Below are 16,693 nucleotides of genomic sequence, written 5' to 3'. Positions count from 1 at the left end.
GCCCCCATATGCTTTCGGCTTGATGGCCCGAATAGGCCGCCCTAAGATCAATGCGATGGGGACCTACCACCCCAGATTTGTTGGCTAGGCGGCGGACTTGAGGCTGCCAGCAATCAGCGGACCTACTGGGGATAGAACGTGGTCAATTTGCGCAGAGCATCGATCGTGGTGATTCTTGGCGTGACCGTCACGGTGGCTGCCTATGGGGGGCTCGTACTAATTTTGACGTGGCCCGTGACCGAATTTTCCATCGCGAAGGCCGGAACGTTTGGCGACAGCTTCGGAATTGTTACTTCTCTATTCTCTGGACTTGCTTTCGCAGGCGTAATTCTAACGCTCATCCTGCAAAGACAAGAACTTACAGAGTCTCGAGAGATCTTTCGAACACAAAGATTTGAGGGATCGTTCTATCGACTTCTGGAGTTGTATCGACGCAACTTGGAGGACATTCGCATAGTCGAATCGACCACGGACGTCCAGTACGTGGGAGTGCATGCTTTGAGCTTCATCTGCAAGAAGCTGAACTCGACGATGCAGAAGTACAATCGATTTCTCGAATCTGAAGAAGATCGAATGGTCTATGAGGTTCAGCTTTTCATCGAGGTGCAGAAGCTCTTGCGAAGGCAAGCGAGATATCTTGGAACACTTCAGAATCTCCTAGAACTTATAGAGCGCGACCTTAACACTGAGGATGATCGAGCCCCCTACTTGGAGATCATTGCTAGTCAGATTACGTCCGTAGAGGCAAAGTACATCTTCTACTGCTGTCTAGTATCAGAGGAGAATGATCGGTTCCGCGAACTAATGCATCGGTCAGGGATGATCAGTACTCGAATCCGGAATGGAAGTCTAAGCACCACCCACCGTGAGCTCTACAAGCGTATACACGGCGTCGATGTAGCCCGCACGAAGACTCAGCTTGTCATGCCATATCCCCGCAAGCAGTTTAGGAAGATCAAGAGAAGAGCGCGAGAAGAAGTGCGCGCCTAGAGTTCTTAGTTCGACCTGGGACATGACGAGCTTCAGCGAAGATTCTTATCCGACCGCACAAGGGCTGTTGTGACATCAAATGAACTAGTTGGTCGCGTTGAGTCGGCGGCCATTGAATGGGCAGGCACGTTGGCACCCTTTTTTGGAAACTCAATCAGATCGTTTGTCGATGCAGAGGGCTTCGGCACTGGGTTCGTAGCAAAGCACCAAGGTGAGTTTTTCCTCATCACTGCTGATCATGTCGTCGACGACATAGATCGATACGAAGCCTGTGTTGCAAACGTTCTCGGCAGATCGCTCGACGTGAAAGCCCTTCGATTTAAGCGAGATGCTAGTAGAGACATAGCCTTCGCAAGGCTCACCGAAGATTACTTGGCGCGTTCCGAGATCGACTCTGTTAGATACTTCGACCTAGGAAGGAGCTGGACGGCCTGGCAGGGTACCGGGATCTATGTTGTATCTGGCTACCCCGCATCGCAGAATCAGCTGAAGCTCAAGTTCGGAAAGACAGATCGACATGGATTGAACATATTCTGTTCAGCGTCGTCTGCAAAGCCAAAGAGCGCGCTGACCAGCTATCTGGCGTTCTCCTACGACAGGAAGAAGTTGAAGAACGCTCAAGGCTGTAGCTTCAACTCACCTAAGTTGAACGGTATTAGTGGCGGACCATGCATGGAGCTAATGGTCGATACCCGTAGGACCCTTTCTTTCCGACTGGTCGGCCTGGTGTCGGAATTTCATGCCAAAGAGGCCGTCATCCTTGTCTCTCCACTCGTTGGGCTCGTATGAGAGCTCAGCGATATCAAACGATTGGCGAGGATGCTCTGCCGGAATCCGTGCCACCGTCCGTAGCTCATGTGCTTCAACGCTATCGTGACGTCTGGGTTCCGATGGTAATCCCCCCGCGGATTAGCTGACACCAGAAGTGGAATTTTCTCGTACGCTTTCCCGAGGAGGTTCCATGAAGAAGTCCCGATTCACCGACAGCCAGATCATTGCCGTGCTCAAGCAGGCCGAAGGCGGTACGCCCGTGCCTGAGCTGTGCCGCGAGCACGGCATCAGCTCGGCGACGTTCTACAAGTGGCGCAGCAAGTTCGGCGGCATGGAGGTGTCCATGGTCGCGCGGATGAAGGAGCTGGAGGAAGAGAACCGGCGCCTGAAGAAGATGTACGCCGACGCCCAGCTCAGCGCCGACCTGCTGAAGGAGGCGCTGTCAAAAAAATGGTGAGGCCATCTCAACGCCGGGAGATGGCCCGAACAACGGTCGAAGGCGGACGCACGAACATCCAGCACGCCTGCCGGACATTCGAGGTGAGTCAGACCTGCTACCGGTACCAGGCCAAGGCTTCGGACGAGAACGCCCGGATCGCGGACTGGCTGGTGCGATTGACGACGACGTATCGCGACTGGGGCTTCGGTCTTTGCTTCCTGTACCTGCGCAACGTGAAGGGCCTGGGCTGGAACCACAAGCGGGTGTACCGCATCTACCGGGAGTTGGAATTGAATCTGCGGATCAAGCCAAGGAAGCGACTTGTGCGCGAGAGGCCCGAGGCGCTGGCCGTGCCGGAGTCGATCAACCAGATCTGGTCGATGGACTTCATGCACGACCAGCTGGCCGATGGCCGCAGCTTCCGGTTGTTCAACGTCCTGGACGACTTCAATCGCGAGGGGCTGGCCATCGAGGTGGACTTGTCGCTGCCCTCTGCCCGGGTGATCCGATCGTTGGAACAGATCATCGAATGGCGTGGCAAGCCGCGTGTCATTCGCTGCGATAACGGACCTGAATACATCAGCGGGGCACTGCTGGCGTGGGCGGAACGCAACGGCATCCGGATCGAGCACATCCAGCCGGGCAAGCCACAGCAGAACGCCTACGTTGAACGTTACAACCGCACGGTCCGCTACGCCTGGCTGGCCCGTACCCTGTTCGACACCATCGAGCAGGTGCAGGACAAGGCCACGCGCTGGCTATGGACTTACAACCATGAGCGCCCGAACATGGCGCTCGGCGGCATCACACCAGCCATGAGGCTGGCGATGGCCGCATAGCTCCACTTTTGGCGACTGCTAAAAATGGGGGGATTACCCGATCAGGAGTTTTCCTTACCTTGCTGTAGACTTTGCGAGAGTTCTGGAGTATTGCGATGCTCTAGGCGAGTTCACAGTGTTTTCAACTGGTCGCCTGGTACAGAACCTTAAGCCAGACGAGGGCACGAGGATGATGTCTGCGCTGCTTGGCCCCGGGATTGATGCCGGTATGTCGCCGGACGCCAGGGTCGTTGTGGAAGGAAGGGCCAATCCACGTGCGAACTGGATCATGAACTTCAACGATCCTCTCGCCATCGGAATGCATCCATTTGCGGCGCTGCAGACACACTACATCCATGTTGACAGCATTGGCATCTATCAGCGGAGGTTCGCCGAGCTAGTCGTTGTTGACCGGAACAGTCGTCCGCGCTGTTCATTTGTTGACTTCGATCCTCTAGCCGACATGGCACTCAGATTCCATGTTGAATACATTGATGGACTTGGCGGAGCTCCCTGCAATACTGGAGCTTTGACAGACCTTCTCGATGCGATTTTCGCGGAGAATGAGAAGGTACTAGCTGCCGCTACGGCGCACCACAAGGAGCGTGCGCCTTTTGAGAAGCCATTCGACTATGTTGCACCCACCCTATCGCGCTATGGACGATTGGTCCACGACGCTAGTGGCGCACCACGAATAGAGCTTTCATTCGCCCTCGCGCACTATGAAAAGGCGCTACACGAATTTGACAAGCTGAAAGCTGCCGTAGTCTGTAAGAACGTCGAAGCCGCCTTTCTACACGGCATCTATTGCGTGGTCGCCGTGGCTGCATGCGTCGAGGCAGTGGGAAATCGACTAGTGTTCCTACATGTCGGCGCTCACCCAGACTACCGAGATAGGCGCCCCCCTCTGCAAAAGATCAATGAAGCTGGAGTCGCGCTAGCTCACGCGACCGGCAAGATGTTCGCTCCACTTGTGAAGGGTCAGCCGACATATGACGCGCTGGAGCGTGTTCGTAGCCTTCGGAATGCGTTTATGCATGCGAATGAGCGCGATGAGGAAGTTGACCCGATCGCTCAGACATCCGCCTTGTTGTCCGCCGTGGACGAGACCCATTGCCGAGGCTACTTGCGCAATCTGCGCCTGAGCGTAGGTCACGTATTTGAGCAGCTGGCTCCCCAGTATGCGGCACCCATCGTCACCAGAAGCAACGTGAAGTGGCTTGGGGAAATTGAGGTCCCGTAACATAAGAGCGCAACCTGACTACGGGATATGTATGCTGAAGTTACAGATCCACCCCGAGTGGAGGGCCGTACATATGTGCATCTATCGCTCTTAAGGCCTTTCTCGCTGCCGTTGACGGCGCTGCTGCAGCACGGTCGCGTGCAATTTGGGTGAGGAATGCGCGGTCATTCGGCTGATACGACGCTTCGGCGAGCAGTCGCGTCCAGTACCTCAGCGTTGCCGATCTACGTGACTCAGGAATTAGTGCTGCGTAGTCGGCGAGAATCTGCCGAGTCTCGCTCGCGTCGGACAGCCCAATAGAGTAGGAAGCAATCCAACTTCCTAGCGATTCTGGCAGCTCGCGCTGGCCTCCTACATTTCTCCTAACCACCTCAGCTAGATCAGATCTGGCCTGCTGAGCGGCAAGTAGGGCTCTTGTGATCTCCACCACCCACGGTGAGTTCGAAGGCGGGGATGTGCCATTTGCAATGTGAGCGATTCCAGAGATAGCTTCAGCAAGTTTCTCTGTAAACGAAGGCCTGGCCGCTACGGAAGATGCACGATTGAGGTAGCCGACCAGATGTAGGAGTTGTTCTCGCGGCACCAGCCTGGTCAAGAACCAGTATGGACGGGGGGTTGCCCTTGGGTCGGCTAGCGCGGCAGCTATAAAGGGCCAAGCTTGCTGGCCCGTTAAGAACTGATAACCGAGTTGCTCTTGTAGCTGTGGCGCAGGCAGCTGGAACATCTCCATCAAGAAGTCAGCGGGTGGTAGATGGAGAGTTCCATCGTTTAGCCGCCCATTTGCGGAAGCCGAGTCATGGGCGAACTGGTCTGTCAGAGAATTGAATTCACGCCTGAGATGAACTGCCGCAACTGGGATTGCCCCGGGCGTTTGCGGACGAATTGCTATCCCGATTGCGGCACCACCGCCTGCCACACGCCGCAGTCGGGCGGGTATAGCTTGCTGCAGAGTAGTCATTAGTAAGGCGATGTCCCCTGCGGTAGGCACTACTGACACCTTATTGAGTGCCGACACCCAGTCGGGCTGCTCCTCGGGTACGTCTGGTAATACGAGGAATATTGATCGAAGGTAATGCGCTTGCTCAGGAACAGTCTGCGCTTCATTTAGCTTTGAGATTAGGTCCTGAAGTAGAACTTCTGTCTGCTGAGCGCGAGACGGCAAGGCTGGCATCGTTTCGAGGTATGGCTTTATGCGGTTGGACTTAGCCAACAAACACATGAAATCGTGAACACGAGATACCATGGAAACGGCAACGTCCAAGCTGATGCCGCGTCCACCATGTAGCCCTGCCGCCCTTAGTGACATCAGTGTTGTGAACCACCTAGTAGCCTCAAGAAGCTCAGCCCGATGACTCTCACTATCGGGTAAGCCCGCTACAAGAAACGAAGCCCGTGAAACTGGACGCCGAAGTAGATCTTTTACCTCAGCTAGAACTTGAGAGGCGGACTTGAACAGGGATGCACTAGCGTATGCCGCTTCGTCTCCATGCACTTGAATCAGAATGGAAACCAGCGCTTGCTCAGCAGCGGTACCAACTATGCCGATTACTGAGGCGTGCTTTGCATCGTTAGACCTTGATTCATGCCGCACGGGCAGCGCTAAAGCGACGATAGCTAAAGCGAGACTATCCATGCTTGCTTCGAGAAGACGAACGCTGCTTTTGCTCAAATACTGTGGCATTGCTTGCTCCCCCTTCTGGGCCCGCATGGCGCACCTTTGCAACTTGGGAGTGCAGCCTCAGTTCATTCTGTAGCATGGTGTTTACACCTAGCAACGGGATAGGGTGCTGAGTCCTTCTCGCCCTTTCCTGAAACGGGGTTTCCCCACCTCTCGTCAGGAACATTTTCGGCCCTGCTTGCCTTGACAACCCTTGCGATGAATCCCTGCCCCTGTGGGTGGGCCGGCGATCCCAGCGGGCGGTGCCGCTGCGGCCCCGATCTCGTCCGGCGGTACCGCAGCCGCGTTTCCGGTCCGCTGCTGGACCGCATCGACCTGCATGTGCACGTGCCCCGGCTGCCGCCGCAGGACTTGCGCCCGGATGCGCCGGACGGCGAGGGAACCGCCGTGATGCAGGCACGCGTGGTCGCCGCGCGCACCCGCCAGCATGGGCGCTGCGGCAAACCGAATGCACGGATGGGCCAGGCCGAGACGATGGCGCATTGCCGCCTGTCAGCACGCGACCAGGCGCTGCTGGAGCGCGCGGTCGAGCGCCTGCAACTGTCCGCGCGCAGCCTGCACCGGATCCTGCGGGTCGCGCGCACCATCGCCGATCTCGCGGGCAGCGACGCCATCACCACCCCGCATCTGACCGAAGCGCTGGGCTACCGGGGCATGGACCGCGGCAACCCCGCATGACCTCTGGCCACGGCGGGCGAAGGAACGGTGTGGTCTACTCGGGTCACACCTACGGCTGGCGGACGTCCTGTCCGCTGTCCTTCCTTGCATCCAGGAGTCTTCCCATGCGTCATGCCGCATTCCGTCTCACGCTGTTGGCCTCGACCGTCGCCGTCGCGCTTGCCGCGCAGGCGGCACCGTCTGCCGCCGATCGCATCGCCGGCACCGAACTGATCGCGCGCGACGCCCTGTTCGGCAATCCCGAGCGCGCCAACGTGCAGACCAGCCCCGACGGCAAGTACCTCAGCTGGGTCGCCGCGGTCGATGGCGTGCTCAATGTCTGGGTCGCCCCGGCCGACAATCCGGCGCAGGCCAAGGCCGTCACGCAGGACAAGGCCCGCGGCATCCGCAGCTACTTCTGGTCCTACCAGCCCGACACGCTGCTGTATCTGCGCGACAGCGGTGGCGACGAGGATTTCCACCTGTACGCGGTCGACCTGAAGACGGGCCAGGCGAAGGACCTGACGCCCTTCCCGAAGACCACCGCCCAGGTCGCCGGCGTCAGCCCCAAGCATCCCGGCACCATCCTGGTCGGAATGAACGACCGTGACGCGCAGTGGCACGACATCTACAAGGTCGATCTCGCCACCGGCGCCCGCACGCTGCTGGAGAAGAACGACGCCAAGATCGCCGGCTACATCGCCGACGCCGATTACACCCTCAAGTACGCACAGCGCTCGCGCCCGGACGGCGGCGCGGACGTGCTGAAGCGCGGGGCCAACGGCGGCTGGGAGAAGTTCGACGACATCCCGTTCGAGGACGTGCTGACCACCGGTCCCGGCGGCCTGACGCTGGACGGCAAGACGCTGTACTTCACCGATTCGCGCGGCCGCAACACTGCCGCGCTGTTTGCCGTCGACGTGGCCAGCGGCAAGCGCACGCTGGTGCTGGAAGACGCACGCGCCGATGTCGGCGGCACGCTCGCTGATCCGGCAACCGGCAAGGTCCAGGCGGTGTCGGTGGACTACCTGCGCGATGAGTGGAAGGTGGTCGATCCGTCGATCCGCGCCGACCTGGAGAAGCTGGAGGCGATCGGCCCGGGCGATGTGTCCGTCAATACGCGCACGCTGGACGACAAGACCTGGATCATCGCCTACTCGGCGGCCGAGGCGCCGCTGGTCTACTACCGCTACGACCGCCCGGCGGGCACGCTGACCAAGCTGTTCTCCGCGCGACCGAAGCTGGAAGGCAAGCCGCTGGTCCCGCAGTGGCCGGTGGAGATCACATCGCGTGACGACAAGACGCTGGTCAGCTACCTGACCCTGCCGCGCAGCGCCGACGCGAACAACGACGGCAAGGCCGATGCGCCGGTGCCGCTGGTGCTGCTGGTCCACGGCGGCCCGTGGGCGCGCGATTCCTACGGCTACGGGGGTTACAACCAGTGGCTGGCCAACCGCGGCTACGCGGTGCTGTCGGTCAACTTCCGCGGCTCGACCGGCTTCGGCAAGGCCTTCACCAACGCCGGCAACGGCGAGTGGGCCGGCAAGATGCACGACGACCTGATCGACGCCGTGCAGTGGGCGGTTAAGCAGGGCGTCACCACGCAGGACCAGGTCGCGATCATGGGCGGCAGCTACGGCGGTTACGCCACGCTCGCCGGCCTGACCTTCACGCCGGACGCGTTCGCCTGCGGCGTGGACATCGTCGGCCCGTCCAACCTCAACACCTTGCTCAGCACGGTGCCGCCCTACTGGGCCAGCTTCTTCGAACAGTTGGCCAAGCGCATGGGCGACCCGCGCACCGACGCCGGCAAGGCGTGGCTGACCGAACGCTCGCCGCTGACCCGCGCCGACCAGATCAAGAAGCCGCTGCTGATCGGACAGGGCGCGAACGACCCACGCGTGAAGCAGGACGAGAGCGACCAGATCGTCAAGGCGATGACGGCGAAGAACATCCCGGTGACCTACGTGCTGTTCCCCGACGAGGGCCACGGCTTCGCGCGGCCGGAGAACAACAAGGCGTTCAACGCGGTGACGGAAGGCTTCCTCGCGCAGTGCTTGGGCGGTCGTGCCGAACCGATCGGCAAGGACTTCACCGGTTCGAGCATCAGCGTGCCCACGGGGGCGGACGGCGTGCCGGGCCTGGCCGAGGCGCTGAAGGGGCATACGCAGGAAGTGAAGAAGTAAGCGCGCTGCTTCCCGCAACGCTGAAAGACGAAACGCCGGCGAAAGCCGGCGTTTCCTTTTGTGCACCCTTGCGAGCAGCGATCAGGCCGCCTTTTCCTTCTCGTAGAACTGCTCTTCCTCGGTCGATCCCTTCAGCGCGGTGACGCTGGAGCTGCCGCCCTGGATGACCGTGGTGACATCGTCGAAGTAGCCCGCGCCCACTTCCTGCTGGTGGGACACGAACGTGTACCCCTTCTCGCGCGCGGCGAACTCCCGCTCCTGCACCTGCTCGACGTAGTGCTTCATGCCTTCGCCCCGCGCGTAGTCGTGGGCGAACTGAAAACTGTTGAACCAGTTGATGTGGATGCCGGCCAGGGTGATGAACTGGAACTTGTAGCCCAGCGCCGACAGGTCGTCCTGGAAGCGGGCGATCTGCGCGTCGTCCAGGTTCTTCTTCCAGTTGAAGCTGGGCGAGCAGTTGTACGACAGCAGCTTGCCCGGGTGCTTCGCGTGCACGGCCTGCGCGAACTCTCTGGCGAAGCCGATGTCCGGCGTGCCGGTCTCGCACCACACCAGGTCGGCATACGGCGCGTAGGCGATGCCGCGGCTGATCGCCTGCTCCAGGCCGTTCTTCACGCGGTAGAAACCCTCCGCCGTGCGCTGGCCGGTGACGAAGGGCTGGTCGTTGGCGTCGAAGTCGGAAGTCAACAGATTGGCGGCTTCGGCATCGGTGCGCGCCAGCACGATGGTCGGCACGCCCAGCACGTCGGCGGCCAGGCGCGCGGCCTGCAGCTTCTGCACCGCTTCCTGCGTGGGCACCAGCACCTTGCCGCCCATGTGCCCGCACTTCTTCACTGCGGCCAGCTGGTCCTCGAAGTGCACGCCCGCGGCACCGGCGACGATCATGTTCTTCATCAGCTCGTAGGCGTTCAGCACGCCGCCGAAGCCGGCCTCGCCATCGGCGACGATCGGCAGGAAGAAGTCGATGGCGTCGGCCTCGTTCGCCTTGCCGTCGCAGAGGTTCTTCCACTGGATCTCGTCGGCGCGCTGGAACGTGTTGTTGATGCGGCGGACCATCGTCGGCACCGAGTCGTACGCGTACAGGGACTGATCGGGGTACATGGTCTCAGAGGTGTTGCCGTCGGCGGCGACCTGCCAGCCGGACAGGTAGACGGCTTCCAGGCCGGCCTTGGCCTGTTGCATCGCCTGGCCGGCGCTGATCGCACCGAAGGCATTGACGTAGCCCTTCTTCGCTTCGCCGTTGACGAGCTTCCACAGCTTCTCGGCGCCGCGGCGCGCCAGCGTGTACTCCGGCTGCAGGCTGCCGCGCAGGCGGACGACATCGGCGGCGGCGTAGTCGCGCTTGATGCCGGTCCAGCGCGGATTGCTGTCCCAATCTTTCTGGATGGCGTCGATCTGCTGTTGCTTGGTGCTCATGGCGGACTCTCTTTTCGTCGTGGGGCGTCGTGGGTGGGGGCGGGGTCAGTCGATGCGTTCGTAGGCGGGCAGGGTCAGGAAGTCGGCCAGCTCCTCGGCACGGCTCAGGGCGTCGAGCAGGGCGATGGCTTCGGAGATCCGCTCGCCGCCCGGCAGCCGGCTGTGGTCGCCCAGCTTCGCGGGCAGTGCGGCCAGCGTGCGCTGCAGCAGCGCGTAGTCGATCTGGGTGCCATCGCACAGGTGCACGTCGGGCGTGTGCAGCCACTGCCAGATCTGCGTGCGCGAGATCTCGGCGGTGGCGGCGTCTTCCATCAGCCAGTGGATCGGCACGCAGCCGTTGCCATCCAGCCATGCCGCCAGGTAGCGCACGCAGACTTCCACGTTGCCTTCGAAGCCGGCGCGCGTGATGGTGCCGGTGGACGGACGGATCAGGTCGTCGCGCGTCACCGCCACGTCCTCGCGCAGCACGCCGCGCTGGTTGGTCTGCGGCATGTGCTCGTCGAAGATCGCCTTCGCCACCGGGATCAGCGCCGGATGCGCGACCCAGGTGCCGTCGTGGCCGGCGGTGACTTCGCGCAGCTTGTCGGCGCGCACGCGGGCCAGCGCCTGTTCGTTGGCGCCTTCGTCGTTGCTGATCGGGATCTGCGCGGCCATGCCGCCCATCGCATGCGCGCCACGGCGGTGGCAGGTCTGGATCAGCAGTTCCGAATACGCCTTCAGGAACGGCTGCGTCATCGTCACCTGGCCACGTTCCGGCAACACCTTGTCGGCGTGGCGGCGGAAGGTCTTCAGGTACGAAAAGATGTAGTCCCAGCGGCCGCAGTTCAGGCCGACGATGCGCTCGCGCAGCGCATGCAGGATCTCGTGCATCTCGAACACGGCCGGCAGTGTCTCGATCAGCACGGTGACCTTCATCTGTCCGTGCGGCAGGCCCAATGCGGCTTCGATGTGCGACAGCGCGGTTTCCCACAGCGCGGCCTCTTCCATGCTCTGCAGCTTGGGCAGGTAGAAGTACGGACCGCGGTCGCGGGCCTGCAGCGCGCGGGCGTTGTGCCAGGCGAACACCGCCACGTCGAACAGGCCGCCCGCGATCGGCGCACCGTCGATCAGCACGTGCTTCTCGTCCAGGTGCCAGCCGCGCGGGCGGACCAGCAGCACGGCCTGCTCGTTCTGCGGCTTCAGCGCGTAGTGCTTGCCGGCGTCGGAGGTGAAGGCCAGATCGCCCTGCACGGCGCCGATCAGCGCGCGCTGGCCGGTCAGCAGGTTCTGCCAGGTCGGCGAGGTGGAATCCTCGAAGTCGGCCATGAACACCTTGGCGCCGGAGTTCAGCGCGTTGATGACCATCTTCGGATCGACCGGGCCGGTGATCTCGACGCGACGGTCCTGCAATGCGGTCGGCACGGGGGCGACCGTCCAGTCGCTGTCGCGGATCGAGCGCGTATCGGTGCGGAAGTCCGGCAGGCCACCGGCATCGAAGAAGGCCTGGCGCTCGCGGCGAGCCTTCAGCCGAGCCTGGCGTTCCGGCTCGATCGCACGGTGCAGCGAGACGAGCAGGGCCAAGGCGCCGGGGGGCAGCAGATCGTCCTGACCCACCACATTGGCGGTCAGGGCGATGCCGGGGGTGGGACGGTCGCCGCGCGAATCGCGTGGCGGCAGGGCGAAAGCGGTGGCGGACATGGCGGTCTCCTAGCGTCTTGCTGGAAACGCACAGTGCTCCCGGCCGCAATTATTTGACAAAACAGTTTTGGCAATGCATTAAATAAGTTCTGCTTATATTTGATTAGAACGTGAGCTCTAAAGAAGCGCCAACCCCCAGATTTCCCTACAAATCCGACCGGATGAAGCCGCTGCGCGCCTTCTGCCAGACGGTACGGTTGGGGTCGGTTTCGCGGGCGGCGGAGGCGCTTTTCGTCAGCCAGCCGGCCATCACCCTGCAGTTGCAGGCGCTGGAACGGGAGCTGGGGGTCACCTTGTTCGAACGCAGCGGGCGCCGCCTGTCGCCCAGCCGCGAGGGCCAGGTGCTGTACGAGATGGCCCAGCCTCTGGTCGCCGGACTGGACGGGCTGGATGCCAGCTTCCGCGAGAAGGTCAGCGGGCTGGAAGCTGGCGAACTGAACGTGGCCGCCAACAGCTCCACCATCCTCTACCTGCTGCCGAAGATCGTGGAGCACTTCCGCCAGGAACATCCCGATGTGAAGCTGACCCTGCACAACGCCGCCAGCGCCGACGGCACCGACCTGCTGCGCTCGGATGCGGTGGACCTGGCGGTCGGCTCGGTGCTCGATGTGCCGGCCGACCTCAGCTACGCGCCGGTCTACCGCTTCGAACCGATGCTGATCACGCCGCCGGACCATCCACTGGCGAAGAAGCGGGACTTGCGGCTGGAAGATCTCTCGCCCTACGGCCTGATCCTGCCGCCCAAGCGGCTGGTCACCTACCGGCTGGTGGACCTGGTGTTCCAGCAGGCGCGCGTGCCCTACACCGTCGCGCTGGAGGTGGGCGGCTGGGAGGTCATCAAGCAGTACGTCAGCATGGGCATGGGCATCTCCGTCATCGCCTCCATCTGCCTGACCGACAGCGACCGCGACCGGCTGGCCGCGCGCTCTCTGAGCCAATGGTTCCCTTCGCGCAGCTATGGCGTGGTGGTGCGCAAGGGCAAGTTCCTGTCACCGCAGGCGCGCGCCTTCATCGAACTGATCCAGCCCCATCTGTTCGAGCGCCGCGATTACGATGAGAGCGGGCATTCCGAGCGCTGACGCCACGCCACGATGAGCGGCCGCTACCGACAACACGACCTCGCACCCGGCCAGTCGCTGCTCTGTCGCTGGGACTACGTGCAGGGAACGGAGGCGAGCGCCGCGCTCGTACTGCCCGATGCCTGCGTCGATCTGCTGTGGGACGGCGTGCGGCTGAGCATCGCCGGGCCGGACACGCGGGCGCAGTACGCCCACATCGCGCCCGGTCGCCGGGTGCAGGGCCTGAGGTTCGCGCCCGGCGCGGCAACGCGTTGGCTGGGTGTTCCATTGCATGCGCTCGCCGACCAGCGCGTGGACCTCCGTGATCTCGGCATTCCGCGCCTGGCGACGCTGGCCGACCGGATGGCGGAGCGCGATGCCGATGCGACGGCGTGGCTCGCCGACCGGATCCTGACCGACACACCGCTGCGTCGCGACGCGATGTCGGCCGTACATGCACGGCTGTCGCGCGCACGACCCGAGACGGTCGCGCACCTGGCGCGCGACCTCGGCATCACCGAGCGCACCCTGCTGCGCCGGTGCGATGAGACATTCGGCTACGGGCCGAAGCTGCTGGCGCGCATCCTGCGGCTGCAGCGCTTCCTGCGACGGCGGCACCACCGCGTCAACCTCCTGGAAGCCGCGCTCGACGCGGGCTACTACGACGCCGCCCAACTGGCCGGCGACACGCGCCGGCTCACCGGCCTCACGCCCACCCAGCTGATCGCACGCGTCGCGGACTGACTGTCCGATTTCGCCAAGACAGGCCGCGAGGACTTCGCCAGACTGGCGGCCTCTTCCACGGACACCCGCCATGAGCACCGCCGAAAAGCACCACCGCATCGACTACATCGAGTTCACCGTCGCGTCCATCGCCGCCTCCAAGGCGTTCTACGGCGGGGCGTTCGGCTGGACGTTCCAGGACTACGGCCCGGACTACTGCGAGTTCCGCGATGGCCGGCTGACGGGCGGCTTCGCACACGGCATGCCACAGCCGGGCGGCGCGCTGGTGGTGCTGTACTCGACGGCACTGGAAGACAGCCTGGCGAACGTCGAAGCCGCGGGCGGGAAGATCACCAGGCCGATCTTCGCCTTCCCCGGTGGGCGCCGCTTCCAGTTCACCGATCCGGACGGCTACGAACTCGCCGTCTGGTCCACCCCCTGAGTCAGCGCGCGTCGTAGCGCGCGAGCAGGGCGCGGTGGCCGGATTGCCAGCGTGCCAGCTCGGCGGTGGATCGGCCGTAAGCCGTGTCGATGAACGCCAGCGACAACGCTTCGGTCGCCTGCTTGACCTGCTCGCTGACCTCGCGCGAATCGAAGTAGCGGTGATCGGTGAACACGTTGTGGGTGCCGTGCCGGTACACGGCCAGCACCTTGTGTGCGCCACCAATGGCGTCGAACACCTTCAGCCGGTCGTCCACGCCGGAACCGAAGCCGGGGATGCGGATGATGTCGTCGGCCGTGGTCACGTGCAGGGTGGGGATGGTGATGCCGGAAAGGATGGGGCGGAAATCGTCGTCGCCGTAGAACGGTGGCGCGGAGATCACGATGGCGGCACTGAAGCGCGGATCGCGGAGATCGATCGCCTTGCCATCGCGCACCACCCGCGCGCCGGCCGACATCAGCGTGGTATTGGCGCCGTAGGAATGGCCGGCGGCGACGATGCGTGCGCGATCGACATGCGTGCCCCATTCGCCCGCGAGCAGTTGGTCGAGCGCGAACCGCTGGTCGCGCACGCGCGCCACGGCTTCGGCTTCGCCTGCGGCCTGCTGGAAGCGCGACACCAGCGTGAGCGGATTGCCCTGCCACAGCGCGCGGTCGCTGCCGACGTGCTGCACGTGGATGCTGGCGATGCCATGCCGCGCCCAGTAGTGGCCCAGGTAGGTGTAACCGTCGCGCGCGCTGCCGATGCCGTGCGAGAACACCACCAGCGGCACCTTGCCGCTGCGCGCCGCGTCTGGCCAGAACAGCTTCACCGGCACGGCGCGACCGCGCCCGGCATCCGTCCATTCCAGGTCGCGCACGCTGTAACCCGGCTGCGCCTCCTGCGTCTCCACGCGCACCGGCGCATGCGTCGACGCCACCAGCACCGGGGCCAGCAGCAACACGGACAACAGGACCACCCAGCGGTGGCGGCGGAGGATCGCGGCAAGGTTCATCGATGGCACTTCAGGCAGGAACGGGAGGACGGCACGCCGACTGGCGGATGCCGTGATCAGGTCAACGCACGCCGCGCGGAGGCGGCGTCTACTTCTTCTTCGGACGACCGGCCTTGACCGGCGCCAGCGCATCCAGCGCCTTGGCCAGCGCCTGCGGCGACAGCGCGGACAGCGCATGCAACCCCGCTCGCAGCAACTCGCTCTTTTTCGCCGGCCGCTGCATCTGCAGCGCACGACCTTTCAGCACGGCCACCAGCGCGAAATCGCCGGCCGGCATGGTGAAGCTGTCGCGCACCAGCTTGGCGGGCGCTCCGGCGCCGTCGGAGCGGTCGTCGGCAGCACCGGCGTCGCGCGTCTTGCGGGACTTGACCATGGCACGCCCTTTAATCGTATAAACGATTTATACCTTTTCCGTCGTCCGCCGCCAAGTACGTGCGGACCGACGAACGGTAGACGTTCAGGCAGCGCGAGGGGGATGGCGGGCGGCGACACGGCCGTAGACTGGCCGTCCCCGCCATGGATGCCGCCCATGAGCCCCCGCGCCACCTCCCGCACCGGCGAACGTGCCGCCGCGCTCGCGACCGACGAAGCGCGGGCGCTGGTCGCGGCCCTGGCCATCGCGCCCGGTGACCCGGCCGGCGTGCACGAAGCGCGCAAGAGCCTTCGCCGCCTGCGCTCTTTGCTGGCGCTCGCGCGCAGCGCGCTCGGCAAGGAGGTGGTGGACCCGGTCGACAGCGAACTCCGTGCATTGACCAAGAGCCTCTCCGCGCTCCGCGACGGGCAGGTGGTGCTCGACACGGCACAGCGCATGGCGCGCGATGCCCGCGCCGCCGACGAAGCGGCGAGCTGGGACGCGTTGCTGCCGCTGTTGTCGCAGCAACAGGAGCACCGCCTGGCCGACGCCCTGCACGACGACCCCGGCTTCATGCGCCGGCAGGCGCAGGCGCACCGGCAGGCGGAACGCCTGCAGCAGTTGCCGTGGCACCGGCTGCATGGCGGCGACCTGCGCAATGCGCTTGCCCGCTCGGTCCGCCGACAGGAACGCTCCCAGGCAGTGGCACTGGCCAGCGGACGCGTCGATGACCTGCACGTCTGGCGCCGCCGGTCGCGCCGGCTGCGGATGCAGCTGGCCGCGTTCCGCAAACTCCACCTCCGCCTCCAGATGAACGGGCATGCCCTGGCCATCGCACCCCGACACATCGCCGAACTGGTCGATCAACTCGGCGTGCTGCAGGACCTCGCCTTGCTGCAGCAGGCACTCGCCATGCTGGAGCGGACACAGGCACGCGCGGCCCCTGTCGCGAAGCGCCGGCGCCCGGCCATTCCGTCGCCCATTCATCCGCTGACGTAATCCGCTTTACTTCCGCTTCCCGCCGTCGACCACGTCCGTCAAGTCCGCCCCGCCGGGGCCGATAGTGACCCATACGGTCCCTTTGATCGGCGTATGGAATGCCGAGCAAGGCCGGAAGCCCCGGAAATCCGGTATTGCCGCACGCGGGACGCTTGGCACGAAGTCTGCATTCCTTTCGTGGATCGATCCCGTCGCAGCTGGAACACCCTCTCATCACGCAGGATCAAGGCCCGCAGGTGGACTCCCTCCA

At 63.5% G+C, this 16,693-nt stretch carries 13 protein-coding genes and 1 pseudogene; 10 read left to right on the top strand and 4 right to left on the bottom strand.

Annotated features, from left to right (window positions below; genetic code table 11):
• Positions 1-138 precede the first annotated feature (138 nt).
• The 6 genes and pseudogenes from OY559_RS01690 (at position 139) to OY559_RS01665 (ending at position 8,782) form a co-directional block, all read left to right on the top strand.
• On the top strand, positions 139-990 hold the full coding sequence (locus OY559_RS01690; protein WP_277728426.1) for a putative phage abortive infection protein: 852 nt from the start codon (positions 139-141) through the stop codon (positions 988-990).
• A 69-nt stretch (positions 991-1,059) separates the two neighbouring features.
• The gene (locus OY559_RS01685; RefSeq protein ID WP_277728425.1) at positions 1,060-1,779 is read left to right on the top strand and encodes a S1 family peptidase; all 720 of its coding nucleotides are present in this window, start codon (positions 1,060-1,062) and stop codon (positions 1,777-1,779) included.
• A gap of 172 nt (positions 1,780-1,951) precedes the next feature.
• A protein-coding gene (locus OY559_RS01680; protein WP_277727764.1) for an IS3 family transposase occupies positions 1,952-3,039 on the top strand; the annotation gives its coding sequence in 2 pieces (ribosomal slippage) (positions 1,952-2,204 and positions 2,204-3,039; 1,089 coding nt in all).
• A 169-nt stretch (positions 3,040-3,208) separates the two neighbouring features.
• Positions 3,209-4,261, top strand: a complete 1,053-nt coding sequence (locus OY559_RS01675; protein ID WP_277728424.1) for a hypothetical protein — start codon at positions 3,209-3,211, stop codon at positions 4,259-4,261.
• A gap of 1,873 nt (positions 4,262-6,134) precedes the next feature.
• Positions 6,135-6,617 (top strand): annotated as a pseudogene (locus OY559_RS01670) (ATP-binding protein); the annotation flags it as partial.
• A gap of 104 nt (positions 6,618-6,721) precedes the next feature.
• Complete coding sequence (locus OY559_RS01665) at positions 6,722-8,782, top strand: S9 family peptidase (RefSeq protein ID WP_277728423.1); 2,061 nt, start codon at positions 6,722-6,724, stop codon at positions 8,780-8,782.
• 81 nt (positions 8,783-8,863) lie between these two features.
• Here the strand turns inward: OY559_RS01665 and aceA are convergent, their stop codons facing one another.
• Together aceA and aceB are read right to left on the bottom strand one after the other, a co-directional pair.
• A complete protein-coding gene (aceA, locus tag OY559_RS01660; RefSeq protein ID WP_277728422.1) occupies positions 8,864-10,198 on the bottom strand; it encodes an isocitrate lyase in 1,335 nt (444 codons plus the stop codon).
• A gap of 45 nt (positions 10,199-10,243) precedes the next feature.
• Positions 10,244-11,875, bottom strand: a complete 1,632-nt coding sequence (gene aceB, locus OY559_RS01655; protein WP_277728421.1) for a malate synthase A — start codon at positions 11,873-11,875, stop codon at positions 10,244-10,246.
• Between the two features lie 161 nt (positions 11,876-12,036).
• Between aceB and OY559_RS01650 the strand changes: the two genes are divergently transcribed.
• From OY559_RS01650 to OY559_RS01640, 3 genes are all read left to right on the top strand, one after another.
• A complete protein-coding gene (locus tag OY559_RS01650) occupies positions 12,037-12,954 on the top strand; it encodes a LysR family transcriptional regulator (protein ID WP_277728420.1) in 918 nt (305 codons plus the stop codon).
• Positions 12,955-12,966: 12 nt separating this feature from the next.
• Positions 12,967-13,677 carry a helix-turn-helix domain-containing protein gene (locus OY559_RS01645; protein WP_277728419.1) on the top strand — a complete coding sequence of 237 codons (711 nt, stop codon included), beginning with the start codon at positions 12,967-12,969 and terminating at the stop codon, positions 13,675-13,677.
• A 70-nt stretch (positions 13,678-13,747) separates the two neighbouring features.
• Entirely contained in the window at positions 13,748-14,098 is a 351-nt protein-coding gene (locus OY559_RS01640; RefSeq protein ID WP_277728418.1) for a VOC family protein, read from the top strand.
• 1 nt (position 14,099) lies between these two features.
• Here the strand turns inward: OY559_RS01640 and OY559_RS01635 are convergent, their stop codons facing one another.
• Both OY559_RS01635 and OY559_RS01630 read right to left on the bottom strand, forming a co-directional pair.
• Positions 14,100-15,092 (bottom strand): alpha/beta hydrolase family protein, encoded by a 993-nt coding sequence (locus tag OY559_RS01635; protein ID WP_277728417.1) that lies wholly within the window; start codon positions 15,090-15,092, stop codon positions 14,100-14,102.
• 88 nt (positions 15,093-15,180) lie between these two features.
• On the bottom strand, positions 15,181-15,465 hold the full coding sequence (locus tag OY559_RS01630) for a hypothetical protein (protein ID WP_277728416.1): 285 nt from the start codon (positions 15,463-15,465) through the stop codon (positions 15,181-15,183).
• A 156-nt stretch (positions 15,466-15,621) separates the two neighbouring features.
• Between OY559_RS01630 and OY559_RS01625 the strand changes: the two genes are divergently transcribed.
• The gene (locus tag OY559_RS01625; protein ID WP_277728415.1) at positions 15,622-16,443 is read left to right on the top strand and encodes a CHAD domain-containing protein; all 822 of its coding nucleotides are present in this window, start codon (positions 15,622-15,624) and stop codon (positions 16,441-16,443) included.
• Positions 16,444-16,693 lie beyond the last annotated feature (250 nt).

It is taken from the genome of Pseudoxanthomonas sp. SE1 (assembly GCF_029542205.1).
Lineage (GTDB): Bacteria > Pseudomonadota > Gammaproteobacteria > Xanthomonadales > Xanthomonadaceae > Pseudoxanthomonas_A.
Note: the sequence above shows the minus strand (reverse complement) of the source record. Positions and strands in the feature narration are given on the sequence as shown.

Coding starts and splice junctions, on each gene's coding strand:
- OY559_RS01675 (WP_277728424.1), top strand. CDS start 3,209: ATGATGTCTGCGCTGCTTGGCCCCGGGATTGATGCCGGTATGTCGCCG.
- OY559_RS01665 (WP_277728423.1), top strand. CDS start 6,722: ATGCGTCATGCCGCATTCCGTCTCACGCTGTTGGCCTCGACCGTCGCC.
- aceA (WP_277728422.1), bottom strand. CDS start 10,198: ATGAGCACCAAGCAACAGCAGATCGACGCCATCCAGAAAGATTGGGAC.
- aceB (WP_277728421.1), bottom strand. CDS start 11,875: ATGTCCGCCACCGCTTTCGCCCTGCCGCCACGCGATTCGCGCGGCGAC.
- OY559_RS01650 (WP_277728420.1), top strand. CDS start 12,037: ATGAAGCCGCTGCGCGCCTTCTGCCAGACGGTACGGTTGGGGTCGGTT.
- OY559_RS01645 (WP_277728419.1), top strand. CDS start 12,967: ATGAGCGGCCGCTACCGACAACACGACCTCGCACCCGGCCAGTCGCTG.
- OY559_RS01640 (WP_277728418.1), top strand. CDS start 13,748: ATGAGCACCGCCGAAAAGCACCACCGCATCGACTACATCGAGTTCACC.
- OY559_RS01635 (WP_277728417.1), bottom strand. CDS start 15,092: ATGAACCTTGCCGCGATCCTCCGCCGCCACCGCTGGGTGGTCCTGTTG.
- OY559_RS01630 (WP_277728416.1), bottom strand. CDS start 15,465: ATGGTCAAGTCCCGCAAGACGCGCGACGCCGGTGCTGCCGACGACCGC.
- OY559_RS01625 (WP_277728415.1), top strand. CDS start 15,622: ATGAGCCCCCGCGCCACCTCCCGCACCGGCGAACGTGCCGCCGCGCTC.